The 17027-nt window shown below is 60.7% G+C and carries 10 protein-coding genes; 1 reads left to right on the top strand and 9 read right to left on the bottom strand.

The features are described 5' to 3' along the window. Positions 1-5 precede the first annotated feature (5 nt). The 9 genes from brxL to AAHB16_RS08415 all read right to left on the bottom strand — a co-directional run bounded on the left by brxL (position 6) and on the right by AAHB16_RS08415 (position 16296). Positions 6-2054 (bottom strand): BREX system Lon protease-like protein BrxL, encoded by a 2049-nt coding sequence (gene brxL / locus AAHB16_RS08455; protein WP_047835778.1) that lies wholly within the window; start codon positions 2052-2054, stop codon positions 6-8. Between the two features lie 3 nt (positions 2055-2057). After that, positions 2058-4403 (bottom strand): BREX-1 system phosphatase PglZ type B, encoded by a 2346-nt coding sequence (gene pglZ, locus AAHB16_RS08450; RefSeq protein WP_047835779.1) that lies wholly within the window; start codon positions 4401-4403, stop codon positions 2058-2060. Beyond that, positions 4394-6226: a GmrSD restriction endonuclease domain-containing protein gene (locus AAHB16_RS08445; protein ID WP_047835780.1), complete on the bottom strand. Its 1833-nt coding sequence runs from the start codon at positions 6224-6226 to the stop codon at positions 4394-4396. Before AAHB16_RS08445 ends, pglZ begins: the two co-directional genes overlap by 10 nt. Next, on the bottom strand, positions 6223-7113 hold the full coding sequence (locus AAHB16_RS08440) for a DUF932 domain-containing protein (RefSeq protein WP_342050611.1): 891 nt from the start codon (positions 7111-7113) through the stop codon (positions 6223-6225). Before AAHB16_RS08440 ends, AAHB16_RS08445 begins: the two co-directional genes overlap by 4 nt. A 79-nt stretch (positions 7114-7192) precedes the next feature. Next, a complete protein-coding gene (locus AAHB16_RS08435) occupies positions 7193-10567 on the bottom strand; it encodes an Eco57I restriction-modification methylase domain-containing protein (RefSeq protein WP_342050610.1) in 3375 nt (1124 codons plus the stop codon). A gap of 13 nt (positions 10568-10580) precedes the next feature. After that, positions 10581-14021, bottom strand: a complete 3441-nt coding sequence (gene brxC, locus AAHB16_RS08430) for a BREX system P-loop protein BrxC (protein WP_047835782.1) — start codon at positions 14019-14021, stop codon at positions 10581-10583. 13 nt (positions 14022-14034) lie between these two features. Further along, a complete protein-coding gene (locus AAHB16_RS08425; RefSeq protein WP_047835783.1) occupies positions 14035-14586 on the bottom strand; it encodes a BREX protein BrxB domain-containing protein in 552 nt (183 codons plus the stop codon). Continuing rightward, positions 14573-15289, bottom strand: a complete 717-nt coding sequence (locus AAHB16_RS08420; protein WP_342050609.1) for a hypothetical protein — start codon at positions 15287-15289, stop codon at positions 14573-14575. Before AAHB16_RS08420 ends, AAHB16_RS08425 begins: the two co-directional genes overlap by 14 nt. Before the next feature lie 101 nt (positions 15290-15390). Beyond that, positions 15391-16296, bottom strand: a complete 906-nt coding sequence (locus AAHB16_RS08415) for a WYL domain-containing protein (protein ID WP_047835785.1) — start codon at positions 16294-16296, stop codon at positions 15391-15393. Positions 16297-16461: 165 nt separating this feature from the next. Here AAHB16_RS08415 and AAHB16_RS08410 point away from each other — a divergent pair, with 165 nt between their 5' ends. Next, positions 16462-17010 (top strand): HD domain-containing protein, encoded by a 549-nt coding sequence (locus AAHB16_RS08410; RefSeq protein ID WP_047835786.1) that lies wholly within the window; start codon positions 16462-16464, stop codon positions 17008-17010. The last annotated feature ends 17 nt before the right edge of the window (positions 17011-17027 follow it).

The raw sequence follows: 17027 nt of genomic DNA, 5'->3' as shown, positions 1-17027 counted from the left end.
TGGGATCACTCGGCCATGGCCTTTAACAACGCATCACGAGCGTCTGAGTAGAACTGGATGTCGATCTTGGTCGCCATGTCGTCGGACAAGTCGACCAACTGGCGCCGACATGCCACGGGCATCAGCAGCGAGGTCGCGTCCTTCTCAACGGCGATTTCGGCAATCGTGACGGCGTTATGCACGGGCTCGATCGAGCCGCCGAGGTTGATCTCGCCAACGATGATTAAGCCGCCACGCACACTTCGCTTCAACAGCGACGTGCACAGAGCCACCAAAGAGGCTACGCCGAGCTTCGCGCCGGACTTCGCTGCGTCAAATGCCCGAAGCTGCACCGTGAACTCATGCTGCCGAGGGTCTTTGTCGCCAACCAACTGCAGCGCCCTGGCGTACAGGTTTTGCTCGGCGAAGCCGATGCTCTCGCGAAACGCGGGAGGAATGGGCTTGTTGAGGACCTTCACGCCAGACCCAGGGCCCTCGTTGACCTCGATGCGGTAGAGGCCCGAGTTTTCCTCCCCGCCACCGGGGCTGATGGTCCACACCTGTCCAGGCTCCAGCGGGTCGCCGCCAATGCTATTGTCGCTTCGCAGCTCAGGTGTCGAGACGAACTTCTCCACGCCGTCGGCACCCATGATGTAACTGAAGTGCGTGTTCCGAAACTCGGCAGCGCCCACGCGTTTCTGCTGCTCTTTCACACGACGTCGCACTTCCATCGCGATGCGCACCGCCCATTCGAGATCTTCCTCGGATACCGTGCCCTCACCGCTCGGGTAGAGCAACTTCAACAGGCCGCTGACCGTCTTGTTGACGGCGTTCGTGTCGCGACCCGAGAGCGCGCCACCGAAGTAAACGCGGCTCTGCAACTGGCTGACGCGGCTTTGGTTGCGGAGTTGGCTCCAGCATTCCGACAAGAAGTCGCTCACTAAGCCAAAGTGATTAGTCACCAGATCCTTGTTGATCTTCGGCACATCCCACCCAGGCAAAAAGGCGTGGATGCGATCCATGAATGCCGTGTCATTGCGCATTTCCGGTGGCAAGGGGCCCAATAAATGCCCGATGCGCTGTTGATTTTCAACGTCGACGTCGAAGTTACCGACCAACACGATGCTGCCGTCGGCGCGGATGCTCTCTTTACCGCGGCTGAACTCGCCCGACTCCATGTAGCCCTTCATGATGTTCACGCCATCCTTCTGATCGAAGGAAATACCGGACACCTCGTCAAAGCAGACTACGTCGTACTGGCAGACTAGACCTCTGCGGCCCTTGGGTGTGTTCTCCACGAACATCTTGGCCACCGTGGCCTTGCCGCCTGAAATCAGGTGTGCATAGGGCGAGACCTGTTGAAACAGATGGCTCTTGCCGGTGCCGCGTGGCCCCAGCTCCACCAGGTTGTAGTTGCGCTCCACAAACGGCACCATGCGCAGCAGGAGAGCGTTCTTTTGCCGCTCACTCAAATCTGCCGGCTCAATGCCGATGGATCGGAGTAGAAAGCACTTCCATTCTTCGGTGGTAAACGCCTGGCGGGCCTTGGCCAGGGTGTCCAACACGTCGCGCTTGGACAGCTGAATCTCCCGCAGCGACGTGATGCCAAACGGACGACCTTTCGCCTCCTGGGCGATGGCCACATCGAACGTCACGCCTAGTTCGGCATAGAAGCCACCGGTCAACATGCGTTCGTGTTGGTTGACCAGCTCGCTGCTGATGCGCACATCCGTCAGCCGCAGGCTTGGCAGGCTGGCGACGTACTCGCCTTTGTTGTCCACGCGCGCCGTCACGAGGTCGATGATCTTCACCTCGCCCGTTTCCAGCGCCTTGGCCTTGAACAGCTCTTCCTCACCGGCCCGCACCGTGCGGGACTTGAGCTGGCGTTGAACTATCTCCAGACCCTCGTCGATCTCCTCCTGATCCGTGCTGGCGCAATACCGCCCGAGCATGAACTCGACGACGTAGGTGGGTACCGGAAATTGTCGACTGAAGGTGCGAACCAAGTCTTTCCGGACCAGATACCCATCCAGCACCGAGGCGGCTTTTCTATCGATCTGATCCAATTCAATCATTCATCATCCTCCGCCGATCACGGTGTTTGCTTCGGCCACCAGTTCGCCAGACGCGCTGAGCAGGACCAGAAACGCCGCGCGGCCTTGCAGTTCTTCGTTTTCAACAACCACCGATGCGGTGCCGTTGTCCTTGAGCGGCTTCACGCTCACGACCACGCTGGACGCTGGATCACCCGCCTGCGTCCGAATATCCAGTGACAGATTCGCGTACTGGCCGTCCACGCCAACCGTGCAGCGCAAGCCTTTCCACGCGATGTCGGTCACCTCGGCCACCTGCTTGCCTGATGCGCTCCCGCCTCGGGTCACCACCAGATCCAAGGTGAGGCATTCCTGAAGGCTCAGCCCGCCATGGTTGTAGTCCACTGATTTGCCGTAGCAGCTCACACCGTCGGCCAATGCGAACTGTTGGTGCGGGTTCCAGAACCAGGGGTACAAGCGCTCGCTGGTGGAAGCGCCGGGCTTGATCGAGGCGCAGCGCCCCCATTTGTTGTCAGTGAGGTCCTTGGACATCTGAATCGTGGGTAACTTGCCCGGCATGAGTAGCCAGCCGTGGTCGGTCACCACCCTAACGCTGTTCCAACCCGCAGCCAACAAGGCGGCGATGCGTTCTGCAATTTCTGCGAGAAGCGGGTCGATGTGCTTGGCCAGCTTCCAGCCGCGAGCATGTCCCTCGCTGTCGATGTCGCCAAATTCGCACCATGCGTTGCCCTGGCCGTCGCCGTTTTCGGTACGGTCCAGCACCTTCCAGTGGTTGTCGTTCAGCAGCTTCTTCAGGTGGTAACCGCCCTTGAGCGACTGGCCCGTGGCGGCGACACAAGGTTCAAAGTCATCGCAGTCATCGGTGCCGCTGATCTTGGTCCTCACAGGCGAAGCAGCGGCCTTGCCGGTTGCGGTCACACTGGGCAATGCCGTCCAGCCCATGGCTTCTGCCACCTGGCAGCCGCGCGCCTCCAGGGTCGCCGAGAGACGGCGGGCCGCATCAAAGCGCAGGCCATCCACAAACAGCACGCACTCGCCCTTGGAGGCCGCAAAGGCCTTGGCGCTGGCGATCGTTCCACCGGGGTAGCTCGACCCGTCCACCAGCTTTTGCAGGTAGCGCGCAGACTCTTCCAGCCAGGGCTGATAGATCGCCCGAATGGCTGCTGTCACCGCATCAACGTCAGCCGCCTTGTCAACGCAAGCCAGCGCCGAGAGTACGCCATCGTCGGCTCGCCAGCCCTGGTTGGCGTACCCCGCCTGCAAGTCCGAAACCGAGCCGGCCGCCAGCGCAGTCTTGGTCACCTCCGCAACCACCGCCAGGTGCTTGGCGGCCAACGTCAGCGGCGACTCCCCCAACTCGGCCCAAACCAGCTCACGGCGAAGCGCATGGGTCTTCTCAAGTTCCAGCACCCGCTTCCTGGCTTCATGCGCCGGCAGATGGTTCAAGGTCAGCAGATCATGCTGGAGCGACTTCTCTTGCTCCTCGTTCCATTGCGGCCAACCGCTGAGCTTTTCTGCAGGCGTGTCGAAGATGCCCAGGTCGGGCGGCTTGCACTGGCGGATTCGGCTCGGGATGTTGGGGTAACGCTTGGGTGCTTCGCTGTAGCGCTCCCAAACCGAATGCCAGGGGCCTTCGCGCATCGCCAACTTGCTGGCACCCGCCAGCACCCCATCGGCCTGAGGGTTGAACGCCAGCTGTGACTTGCAGACCTCCACAAAAGCCTTCCACTCGTTGGCGCCGCGCGTGGTTTGAAACGCGTCGCCCATGTCCAGCCACTGCAGCAGGTCGCGCACCGGGTCGCCGCCGGTCAGCAGGGTGTTGAAGTAGTCCTTGTCCAGCCGCTTGCCCTTCAGCAGTTCAAGCTCTTCATCCAGCAGCCGGTAAAGCGCCAGTTGCATGGCGTTTTTGGCTTCGTTGTCCTGGGCCACATCCAGACCCATGCCGCCTTGGTCCGACTTCAGGAAGGCCATGATCGTCCAGTCTTTGGCGTTCGCCTGTGACCAGATCACGCCCCGGTACTGCAGTTCAGCCAAGGGCTTCAGCAGGTCCGGGCAGTCTTCGATTGCCCGCAAATCCTGGCGGCTCACTCCAGGCAGGTAGAACACCGGCACCCGGTCGGCCGGCAGGGTGACATCGGGCGCCTTGCCAGCGATCACGCAGCGCAACCAAATGGCCGGGCCCACGCGGTTCTCGGGCGCGTAGTCGCCCAACACCAGTAGTTCGCCCAGCTCACTCTGCAGGCGCGGAATCACCGCCTCCCACTGGCGGTCTTTGTCGGGCCACAGGATGCACGAGGGCGTGACTTGAACCTCGGGGTTGAAGATCGCCGAGTCGCGAAGGGTTTTGACCAGATGTTCGATTACGCGCATGGCTGGACCCCTGTCATGGCGAAGAGGCTCACCACCTGGTCCACCAGCGTGGTGGTCCGCGCATCGATCTGCGCTACGCTCCACGCCTCGGCCATTGCAAGTTCGGCGTTCAGCTTGAGCCCGTTCTTGTAGCCCACTTCACGGCCCTTGCTGTCGGTGCGGTCGCGCTTGTCTTTGAAGCTCTTGTTGCCCAGCGCGCTGTTGAAGCCCGAGATTGTCAGGTTGCCCAGCTTGTGAACATGGGTTTCCTGAATGGCTTTGGCCTTCTTCTCATCTCCGCCCGCGATCATGGTCACCCAAGACGCGGGGATGTTGTCGCCCTGCGGGAAGATGTGCTCGATGGTCCACACGAAGAGCTTGCCTTCGTACTTCCACAGATCGACCCAAGTCTCCTTGGTCATGCTCTGCTCGGCCAAGGCGCACAGCACAAACCGCGTGACCCCGGCGTTTTCCTCGTAGATGGCGCCTTCCAGCTTGCTGCGGAAGGTCTCATCGCTGGCCGACACCGCCAGCAGTTCGTCTCTGATGGTCGTCACCACGGCGTCGCCCGACAGCTCAGCCACTTTGTCGATGGTGGCCATGAACAAGCGCGTCAGGTCGCGGGTGGGCGGTGTGTCGGTGAGGTTGCGTCGAACGAAGAAGCAGACCAGCAGCTGCGCGATTTTTTCCAGCTGTGCCACGTCGATGCCCAGCGCCTCACGCCGTACCAGCAGGTACAGCATCAACAGGTAAGACGGCGCGCCCTGAATGCGATCCAGATCTTTCAGCGGCTTGTCCAACGGCGCCCAGGCCTCGTCAGTGTTCCGGGCAAGCATCAGCGCATACAGCTGGCCGGCGGAACGAATGGTCTGCAGGTGGTGCTTGGCGTCCTGGTTGATCAGCTTCTCGTAGATCTGGATCAGGTTGGATCGTGTGGCCACCGGGCCCAGAGGGTCCTTCTTCTTGTCGTCTTCTTTGCGGAACGGCTCATTCAACGGGTCTTTGAAGGCGTTGTAGTAGTGCCGGAAGAAGCGTTCCTGGATGCTGTAGTCATCCCCCAGGTAGCCCAGCAGCTTGTTCCACACGTCAAAGTAGTGGTCCACCTTGCCGGGCTCGGTGGTTTCCAGTCGCGCCAGCAGCTTGTTCTTGATCAGGTCGATGGCCGTGAGCGGCATGCCCCGGTTGTTGAGTGACTCGAACAGCGTGTAGGCATCGGCGTGGCTGGCCACTTCGATCTTCACCACGCAGGCCTGGCTCACCTTGTCCAGAAACGCCATGATCGACGCCAGGCGATCGTTCTCGCCGTCCACCATCTCTTCGATGCGCGCCTGGAAGTAGCGGAAGGCGCGGAAGATTTTGCGGTTGCCCGCGTAGGCCGGCGTATCAAATGGGCTGATCACGCCGACGTCGGACAAGACGGCGCGGTAGTCGTTCTGGTTGTTGTTCTGAATCTGCGGGATGACGCGCAGCTGGTCGTCTCCCTTCTTCAGCACCACCTTGCGCTTGAGGTTGATCAGCTCCACGCGCTGATCGTCGTCCAGATCCTTCTCGTGCAGCTTCAGCGACTGGTACAGCGCCGCGAAGAGCAGAGACAGCGTCGTCAGCCGCTGCTGGCCGTCCACCACCTCCAGGCGCTGCACTGCCAGCGTGTCGTTGGTCTGGTTGATGCAGATGATCGAACCCAGGAAGTATCCCGGGTCGTTCTCTTGCACGTCATCAAAGAGAGACTCCCACTGATCCATCTTCCAGGTGTATTCGCGCTGGTAGCGCGGGATCGCATAGACGACACCTGCTTCGATGTCGAAGAGCTGCGAAACCGGGTAGTTGTTGACCGACTTGATCATAGGGACTCAATCACCTCAGCCGTTTGGCGGTAGTCGGCCAGGTAGCTGTCAAAAGAAAAATTAGGGTTCTTGATGGCCGAAATGAAGTCGTCCATCCAGCTGCCCGCCTTCTGCTGCAGGCCATGCATGCTGGCCTCCGGTGCGATCACGCCTGCCGGTCGCGACGCGTAGTCCGTCAGCACGTTCAGCGCGGCATAGCCGTGGGGCCCCATCTCCGTGAAGTAAGCCGTGGTCAGGCTCTTGGCCTCTTCGCGCAACGCCAGAAGGTCATCGACGCGCCTTTGCTTCTCAACCACGTCTTTGCTCGCCTTGATGTCGAAGGCGCGGCACAGCAGCGGCAGCATTTCCTTCTCGGGCACGTGGTAGCGCTTGAGCTGGTGCAGCATCTCGGTCAGCGCGGTTTCCAGCTTGCGGATGTCGCCGATGTTCTCGACGAAGCGGTCCACCCGGTCCATGCCGCGCCGGGTGTGGGCGTAGCTGAACTCGATGCTCTTGCTGCCAAAGATGATGCCGTTTAAGCAGATCCAGCGGCAAAACCCCAGTTCAAAGCGCAGCAGCCGAGTGCGGTTGTAGCTGTTGCTGATGCGCAGGAATGCCGTCCACTTGTCCTTCTCCCACGGCGAGAAGTCAGCGGCCTTGTGGATCAAGTCGATGTGGCAGAACGACCGGGTCTTGGGCATGGTGATGTTCAAGCACTCCATGTCGCCGATCTGCGTGGTGTGGAACACCTTCTTCATCACTTCGGCGGCCATGTCGTAGGCCGCCTTGTTGGTCACTAGCTCGTAGTCGTCGGTCACCACCGCAAACGGGTGCTGCCGGTCCACGTCGATCACCGCGAAGTGGCGCTTGAGCTGCTGATAGTTCTCGAGGCCGTCTGCAGTCGGCATGAACAGGGGGCGCATCTCCACTAGGAAGAATGCCTCAGCGAGATCTCGTGGCTTCCAGGCTCGATCGGTTGTCATGGTCTTAAGCCTTTCCCTGTTTGACGCGAGCTGCGCGCTTCTCGGCCAGCGTCAAGTGGTGATCGTTGATCCGGTCGCCCACCTTGCCGCCGTACTGCAGGCCAAGCTCGTACCAAGGTGCGGACGGAACATCACTGCCACGGTCCTTTTCCCAATGCAGGCTTTTCGGTTTGTCGCGTAACACGCCAGCGCCCTTCTTGCCGACGTCGGGAACCGAGAGGAAGGGACGGATATTGTGGCGCACCCCGTCGTTCAGATCGGGGTTCCAGCCGATGGGCTGTTCTTCCATCGGCTTCCACCGCACGAAGATGTCGTAGGGCGCCTCGCCCGCCAAGATCAGCTCCAGGCGCTTCTTCAGCGCCTCGGCAGCGGCCAGCTTTTCCTGGGCGCCATCGACGCCGTTGTTCGCATCGCGCTTCTGGCGACTGATCCAGTCACCCAAGTAGGTGTAGATCAGGGCCTCCAGCGTCTTGTAGTCGAGCTTGTGATAGTTCACCAAGGCGGCGAAGCCGTCGCGCAGGCCATCCCATACGTGCCAGACGAAAGGCCGGTTGCCGAACAGCGCACAGTGTTGGGTGAAGAATTTGTCGCGCAGCCAGGTTTCCAGCGACTTGCCGGCGTGGTCGGCGGCGGTCAGCAACTGCGCCAGGGTGTCATTGCTCCAGGCGTCGCCGTAGGCTGCAGCCAGCAGATTCAACAGCCGGTCGCTGGCCGACGATTCGCGACCGACCGGTGGGATACAGACGATGCCATCCTTGTCGGCATGGGATGCCAGCACTTTGCTGCGGGCGTCGTTCGACAGACGCATCTTGTCGTCTGACTCGGACGGCCAGGTATATCCAACCAGGCGTGCCACTGCCACTTGAAGTGGGTCCGTCGCAGATTGTGGGTGCCCGTGGAAAAGCCACTGTGTCGGATCATCGGAGTTCGAATCGGGCAATCCCTTTGGATATTCTGATTCGAACTCTGATTGCCAGCGATCTTTGTCAAATGGAACATCGATCAATGGACCGCGAACTTTGAGAGACTGACTAACCTTTCTTACTTCAGTCGGGTATTCGGCAGAGCTACAGTACGTCCAAATTGCGCCAAGATCGCTCATGTCCTTCGGAAGAAGGACAACGCTATTGTCGTCAAAGGCCCGTCCGGCATATAGGGAAACGGGCAAGCTCCCCATGGCGCTTACTTGGACACCGCGTTTTCCCCAGGCGTCTAGTCCTCGCAACCAGGCACCTGTACTCCCGTCGAGTTTTTCCTGCACATACTCGACCAACGCTCCTGATCCTTGTTCCCAGAGCAAAACTTGCGAGCAGCCGCCATAAGGGACGGTTTTATCAACTGTGGTTTGCTGCCGAATCCAGTCATCACCCAAGGTGGCAATCTCCCAGAATGACCGCCCAAATCTTGCATAGTCGCCTGTTTGGATTCCATTGCTAAATGTGGCGTAGTCGCTCAACAGCCGGCCGCCATCCACATCATCCAGGCGAATTACAGAGTCTGGGTTTGCAAGCATCTCCAGCTGCGCTATTTGACGAAGCCCTTTGGATCGGAGCGCCTCGGCCTTTCCCTCTGAAGTGTTGACTTTTGTAACGTCGATGCCGGAAAACTTTGAGTGCTTACTTGGGGCCGTCTTAGTCAGCGTGAACAGCATGACGGTAACAACCTCCCCAGTAATTCCATCAAACGCTCCAGGGCCTAACTTGGCTGCAAGATTCCATCCAAATGATTGAATCAGCGTTTTCCTTTGGCGGGTGTAGCGAGGCTGATATAGCCAGTTTTGCGGCATAACCAGCTGCGCAACTCCCGATCCAGTGGCTCGAGATAACTCTAGACATCTTTCCAGAAAGACATTGGCAAGATCATTTTTACCTTCGTCATAATGTCGTTCGCAATAGTCTTTAAGGGCCTCTGATTGCTTGCCTCTTGAGAGGTATGGAACATTGGTGATTACCAAGTGGTATCGCTCATCAAGCAGACGCGCGGCCTCTAAAAGACCTTGTGCGCTGAGCGCGAGCTCCCAACTGTCTTCATCCTCATTCAGCAGATTGGCCGGACGTTCAGTGGCCAACGCTTTACGCAGCAAGGCCGTCAACGTCTCGTAACTGGACGTGGCCAAGTCATTCTTCAGACTACGTGAAGGGTCCAGCAGACTGCCAAGCAGCGGCGCCTGGGCGAAACCGGCGTGCAAGTGGCGCAATTCCTGGCGCACGTACTCGGAATTGGGTGCTTCGTCTGGCACCAGCGCTTCCCAGTCCTGCGCATTGGCCGCGACCTTGAGCCCGCAGCACGCGATGCGGGGCGCCGGAATTTCCCGCACGCCGAGCGGCTTGCCAGATGCATCCGGATAGCGCCAGGCCTCCAACGCCACCGCGAACACGGCGATCTCCACGCAGCGCGGGTCGATCTCTAAGCCATGGATGTTCTCGGCCAGCACGCGATTGACGGCTTCTTTGGCACTCAAGCCCTCCGCCGCCATGCGCATAGGCACCAGCATCAGAAAAGCAGCCACCAGGAAGTGACCCGAGCCGCAGCACGGGTCGAGCAACTTGAAGTCGGCCAGAGAGTCGGGCCAGCCTTCGAACTTGCCCGCCGCCGGCGTGCCGTCTTCCAGGGTGCGGAAGTAGTCGAGGTTGACCGGGCATGGCTTGCCCGGGTGCCGGGTGGCCCACCAGACGCCGAGCGAGTTGTGCAGCAAGAAGGCCACCATGTACGGCTCGGTGAAGAGCTGGGTGACGGCTGGCAACTCGTCGGCACCGATCTTCACTTCCGACTTGTTGATGCGCTCCTTGTTGTCGGCTTGCCAGAACTGGTACACCCAGCCCAGGCTGTCGCTGGCCTTGAAGACCGCATCGGGCAGGTCCTTGAGCAGGCGTTCCAGCTCGCTCTGGTGCTCGGGCGCAAAGGTCAGCTCGAACACCGGTGAGCCGGGCTTGAACACCTGCGGCAGCATGCGGGCGGCCAGCCTGCCGGCCAGCTCCCAGCCGCTCTTGGCGCCTTCATCGGGGGCCAGCTCATCGCACTCTTCGATGGTGACGGCCACGCCGTCGTACATCAGCAGGTTGTTGTCGGCTAGGAAGCGGGCGAACAACATGCGGTGCCAGTGCTGGTAGGCCACCTCCTGCACCAGGTGTTGCACCTCTTGCTTGCCATAGGTCGGGTTGGTGCTCTTCGAGTCGCGGGCGTCGCCGAGCTGCTTGCCGTGGGTGCGCAGGCGATTGCGCAGCGCTTTCTCGCCATCGCCCAGAAAGGCTTCGGGCTTGTCGTGGCCGACGCCCAGTTGGTCCACGGCCGCATACGCGGCGGTCTCCGCGACCGTGCGGGCCGCTTTCACTGTTTTTTCCAGCGCGCTGCGCAGGTCTTTGTCGAGTGCTTGCATCATGCTTGTTTAGGCCTCAGTGAAGGATGACCGGGCCTTTTTTCAGGGCCTGTGCGATGGTTTGTTTGGCATCCTGTAGCCAGGCCTCGATGTCTTCGCCGGTCTTGATAGTGCGGTTGGGCAGCTTGACGAACTGCGCCTTGGGCTCCATCAGCTCAGCGGCGGCCACCAGCACGGCGTCAAATCGCGAGTCGATGGCGGCCACGCGGTCGGCGAACGACGACAGCGACAGACGATCGACCGTCGCCAGCACCTCATCGGTGTTGGCCACTTGCACCTTGGGGGCATCGGTGAGGGTCAGCTTTTGGGCAGCGAGCAGGCTGTTGCGCTGCTCCGGCTCCAACTGCTGCCAGTTGGTGTCGGCGTCCAGGCGCGCCATGCCGTTTTGGTGGCGGGTCTGGTAGTCGGCGTGCAGGCGGTTCAACTCATCGCGCAGCAACTGGGTGAGGCTAGCCACTAGCGACGTGACCGGATCGGGTTCTTCCAGCAGCTGGCGTTGTTGCTCGATGTGGGTGACTTGCGCGACTAGGACTTCGGCATCCGACAAACCATTGGCCTGGGCCAACAGGCGCTTGAGGGTGTTCCAGGCGGGCAGGCGCTTGTCGATGCGTTCTGCAAGATCCGTCCAAGTGTCGATGGCGGTGCTGAGTTCGTCGCGTTGGTTGTACAGGGCCAGCAGTTGCTCGTTGCCGGCGGTGAGGCGGATTTCCTCCAGCCCCTTCGTTTCCGGGCGTGCCGGACGTGGGGCGTCGCCCCCGGCGCGGTTGGCCAACTCCTGCGCGCTGACCAGGAACTGCGGCACGTAGGCCAGCTCTTCTCCTTGCTTGGCGGTGAGGCCGGCCTTCTGCAGGACCTTGCGGATCTGGATGCGCTGCGCCGCCGAAACAGTGGCCGACTCCACCTTGAACATGGTCTTGCCGATGACCTTGCGTTCCAGGTCTTTCGGGTCGATGGTTTGGCCCTTTTCGTCCTGGGCGCGGATCAGCCCGGCCACCAGCAGCACCTGCAAGCCGCCGTCCACCGCGTCACCCGGCCAGCCGTAGGTGGCGCCTTCGAAGTTCTTGCGGATGTCGATGCCCTTCTTGCCACCGGCGATGAAGGCCAGGATGGCTTTGCAGACCGGGTTCTTGGCGGGTTCGCCTTCGTCGCCCACGCTCTTGAGGGCATCTGGCGCCCCTTTCTGCGCCTTCTCGTAGACCTTGGGCCAACCGGCGTGGTCGGCGATGTGGAACTGCGGGTAGAGCCGCTGCAGTGCGTTGGTTGCGGCGTCGAGCGTCATGTCCTGCAGGTCGGTGCCCAGGATCTCATTGCCGCCGCCTTGGAAGACGCGTGCGCCAGAGAAGGCCTCTTGCAGCAGTTCGCGGATCTTGCCTTCGGCGGTTTGCTTGGTGGTCTCCATGGCCGAGCGGGCCTCGGTGCCCTCGGCGGTGTTGGGCACGCCGCGCTTGTCCAGCGTGGCGCTGGCGGCTTTGAAGTCGATCAGGTAGTGGCGCAGGTCGTCGGCCGAGCGCTTGGGAATGAACACGAACACGGTGGGCGACTGGTTGCCCGCCTGGCGTGCATCGGCACGCACCGAGTTTTCGTCGATGCTCCAGCCATCGCGAACCCAGACGCAGACTTTCTCGCTGGCGTCACCGGGCAATTGGGCATCGAACACCGGGAAGATGTCGCGCGTGACCTTGGACGTGCCTTGGGTGAGCGACAGCTTGCGCACCATCTCGCCGAAGCGGCGGCGGATGCGATCGTCGCGCTCCGCGTCCACGCGGTGGGCTTCGTTGGCCAGGCTGTTGCGTTGGCTGAGGAACTCGTCGTTCCAGGCGGCGCTTTCTTCGGTCTGGATGCGGTACTCGTCACCCACCTTCATCAGCAGCTCGCACTTGTCGAGCAGGCTCGGGAGCTTGCTGCGCAGTGCGCTCGAGCCTTGGGTGAGGTCTTCCACTAACAGGTCGGCCAGGGTGTCCACAGTGGCGCGAATGCCAATTTCGTTGTTGCTGCTGGCCAGCTTGTTGATCAGGAACACCAGGCCGCAGGCGCGGCCCATCAGACGCTGGTCGTCGGTGCCCTTGGCCCAGACCATGGTCTTCTCATGCACCTTGCGCGGCAGGATGCGCGACTGGAGCAGCTTGTCGGCGGCATCGAAGTAGAGATAGTCCGCTGGCACTACGCTGCCGACCGGCGCATCCACATTGGTCTGGATGACCTTGTGAATCATTGAGAGCTGGTTGCGCAACTGACTGTCGGTGCCTGTCTGGTCCAGCACGCGCAGGGTGTTCTCCCAAAAGCGCCGGCGCACCGGCAGGATGGGATAGTCCTGCGGGAAGAATTGAATGTCGTCGGCGCGATGCCCGATGGTGGTGCCGGCCAGGTGACGCGAGATCTCACCTAGGTTGGTCTGCATCACCTTTTCAACCGGTGCCTTGGCCTCAGGCTTTTTGGCCAGGATGACCTGGCGGATCACGGCGTCGACGTCGGCGTCGGACAACTCAACGCGGACGGTGAAGCGGCCTTCGAGCTTCTTGAGGTTGGAGGTGCCGGTGACAGCGGTTTGGCCGGTGCCGATGAACAGCATCTTGGCGCCGATATTTTTGCAGCAGGCTTCGACCACTTCCTGCACATCGATGGAGCGCTGGCTGTCTTCGCCGATGTACTGCTGGACCTCGTCGAGCACCACCAGGGTCAGCGGGAACTTGCCGTCGCGGGTCAGCGCTTGGCGAATGGCCTTGAGCATGTCGCCACTGGAGACGTCCTGCACATAGGGGTACAGGTTGTTCAGGGTCTCGACGCAAGACGCTGGCGACGTGAACAGGTTGGGCTTGGCTTTGACCAGGGCTTCGTGCAGGCCCTCGGCCACGTAAAAGTTGTCAAGCTCTTCGTTCCAGTCGAAGCCGCTCTTCTCGACGTGGCCCCGCACCGCGTCGTAGATGCCTTCATGCTGTAGCCACATGACAAAGCGCGCCACCGGGTACTGCTCTGGCAAGCCGACCGACTTGAAGAGGATGCCCAGCAAGGCCATGCGCACGGACTTGTCGCGCGAGCTGGAGCCCAGCGTGCCAGACGCCGCGTGCAGGCCGCCATGGCGTTTGGCCTGGGTGGTGAGCTCCTTGAATTGATCGCTTACGCCTTGAGGCAAGGTGGCAATGCCGCGTGCGGTGGCGCCGTCGTCAAATGCGCTGTCTACCCAAAGCGCCCGCAGCATCTTGACCAGGTGCGATTTGCCCGAGCCGTAGAAGCCGCTGACCCACACGGCGGGCTGTTCGGCCTGCTCGATGTTCTTCAGATAGACGTCGAGGATGTGTTCCAGGCCTTTTTCGTACTGGCCATCGCAAACGAAGGTTTCGAGCTCATACCGCAGGACGGAGAGCGCCTGGTTGGTCTTTTCGTCGTTGACGCTGGCCACGCCCTCGTTGACCAGCTTGCGGGTCGACGGGTCCTTTTGGTAGATGTCGCGATTGAGCATGTTTTCCCCTTAATCAGAATTCTTTGTCTGCGGTGATCGGCACGGCCAGGTAGTTCCAGCCGTCGTACCCGTCCAGCAAGCGGTAGTTGTTGTCTTCGTAGCTGCCGGGAAAGAACACCAGCAGGCGGCCCTTCACCTTGGGCGCAAGCTTGTCCACCACCTCTTTAACCTTCAGGAAGCCGAACAGAGAGCCGACGCCCTGGAGCGCCACGACAAACTCCTCGCTGACGCTCTTGTCCTGCAGGAAGGTCTCGAACTCGGCTTCGATGTAGCTGAGGTACTTAGGCAAGAGCGTCGACAGCAGGTTGGGCTTTTGGAAGTAGCTCTTGGCGTAACGCTGGGACGCCAGCCAGTTCGGGAACGAATCCGTCAGGTCGAACAAGGCCCAGTCATGGCCCGCCGCACGGGTGGCGATCTCAAACTCGTCAACTTTGGCCCGTAGGCGCAGTTCTTCCGTCTCGTGATACACGCAGAAGATGACGCGCTGAGCGGCGGCGGCATCATCGCGCCATGGGACAGCTACGTACTTGCTGTAGGACTGGGTCAATCGCTTAATTCTGCTCACGGAGCCACTCCATTTCCTGCGCGGTGATCAGGTTCGGGAAGAGCACCTCGACCACCTGGCCGACGCGCTTGAGCGAGATCCAGCCCCGGCGCGAGGCGTCCTCGGCCAACTCGATCGTCTTTTCAAATGAGCAGTCGAGCATCCGGGTGAAGTCGCTCTTGAGCAGCGACTCGCCGCGCAGGCCGCTGACGTAGCCCAGAAGCAGTGCCAACGACACCGCGCCTGGCGTCGCCACAGCACGGGCCCGCACCTTGCGGACGCGGCCAGCGAGATGACCAGATTGGGTCCAGGACGAGTTGATGTTCTGCGCTGTGGACTTGAGCGTGGCCTTGCTGAAGCGCCCCGGCTCTTGCGCATCGATGAACTCTTCCATCGCCTCACGGGTGACGGTGGCCCCTTCCTGGAACTCAAGAACGAAGGAGGCTGTTGCTCGAAAAATCGGGTCGCGTGAATAAGCGCACAGGGCCGCCAACAGTGGCTGCCCATCGATGTCGCGCTGCCAAAAGAAGCGCAAGGCGCGGAAAAGCATGAGACTTGGGTCGAGAGCGTAGAGATCGACAAGGTGCCGATAGGTCAGCGCCCGCGTCTTGCCTGACCGCTTGCCCAGGCAATTGGCAGTTTGTATTGCTTCAAGGAACTCGGCTTTGGGGGCGTCAGCTTTTTCGACATAGGACAGCAGCGCTTGCAGCTCGGCAAGCATCATGGTCCGGGCTGTGTGGACCCCACCTCGCTCGTAGCTGAAGCCGTACCGATCTTGCTTGTTGTTTTGAAATTCTTGACTCACTCTGATCTCAGTCCTTTTCATCAATCTGTCGGCTGAGCCTCAGCGTTACTGGAGTATCCGGGGGCAAGAACTGCGTTCTTTACCCCGTACAGCGCCAGATGATCTTTGAGCCATAAGCGATACTCGGGACCCCGGAGCCTGTGATCCGATGAACAGTCGACACTCCACTTACGCAGGATGTAGCCCGCAGTGGCAGCGCGAAGTCTCAGTTTCAACAGCCCATCCGACATCCCGTAGTCCATCTCAGTGATCTCGGGGCGCGGCTGATCCGGGTGAGGCACCAATTCGACCTCGACAATCCGCGTCCACTGGATGTCCTGGTCGCTCTTCTCCGAAGGTAGAACCTCGCCACTTTTCAGGATCACAGGGGATTTCATTCGGGTAATGACAAAGTCCCGGAAATCGCCGCTGCGTCGGTCGAACGCCCGAGCGTGCCAGCGCAGGCCGTTGTCGATCAACGCAAATGGCACGATCTCGCGCTCCGTCGCGCCGCTCGACACCGAGTGATATGCCACTCGGAGGGGACACTCCCAATGGATTGCACGCGTCACTGCGGCCAGCACATCAAGGTCCGGCTGCGACAGCCGCGAAGGAATCTCGCTGGCGACCCAAGCCTTGATCTTCGTCGGTTCGCCGTCCCCAAAACCCTGGGACAGCCAGGCCAACACACGCTCCGCCGGGAAGTCAAACACTGGCTGGAATGCATCACCGATGACGTAAGCCTTGCCTTTGGAGTCATAGTCGATGTTGCCAGGCGCCAACTCCTTGTAGAGAGCGAGATCCCTCGTTGCCGCAGCCGACTGGATGCCAAATCGCGACACCAAGTCCTGGCGGCGGATCTCCCCGATGAAGCGCACACGCAGCTCGACAAAGGCGAGCCGGTCGCGCTGTGGTTGGGTCAGGTCTACGAGCTGTTCGTTAAACATCCAGGCTGGTCGTTTTGGGTAAATGATGGCTTGTGCGCATTGTTGCGATAGTATATGGGATGCACTAGAATGCGGCAATCACTGCTTAATGATCCGTGATCAGCCGCATTGTGATTAGTGTGAGGTTGCGCAACGATGGATTTTGACACCTGAAGGGATGGCTCTATGGACGGCACAACTGGGTCCGCAGGTTTGATTATCAAGGCAGTCGCCTTCGCCGCAGACAAGCACCGGAATCAGCGACGCAAGGACGCGGACGCATCGCCTTACATCAACCACCCGATCGCCCTGGCCAAGGTGCTCGCTAACGAAGGCAACGTGTCCGATCCGAGCGTGCTCTGCGCTGCCCTGCTGCACGACACGATTGAGGACACCGAGACGTCCGCCGCCGAGCTCGAAGACATGTTCGGCAAGGCGGTCGCCAGCATCGTGTTGGAGGTGACCGACGACAAATCGCTGGAGAAGCATGTCCGCAAACAGCGCCAGATCGAGCATGCGCGACATATCTCTCCCGAGGCCAAGCTGGTGAAGTTGGCCGACAAGATCTGCAACCTGCGGGACATCCTGGCTTCACCGCCCACCGATTGGCCGGCGGAACGCAAACAGGCGTACTTCGACTGGGCAGCGAAGGTGGTCGCGGGCGTCAGGGGCGTTCACGCCCCACTTGAGTCCGTTTTCGACGAACTGTACGCGCGCCATACCGAACTGGACTGACCCGAAGGAGCTCGACC

This window comes from Cupriavidus sp. OTU4054 (assembly GCF_038440175.1).
Classification (GTDB): domain Bacteria; phylum Pseudomonadota; class Gammaproteobacteria; order Burkholderiales; family Burkholderiaceae; genus Cupriavidus; species Cupriavidus pauculus_D.
The sequence above is the reverse complement of the archived record's forward strand: the minus strand, read 5'-3'. Positions and strand labels throughout refer to the sequence as shown.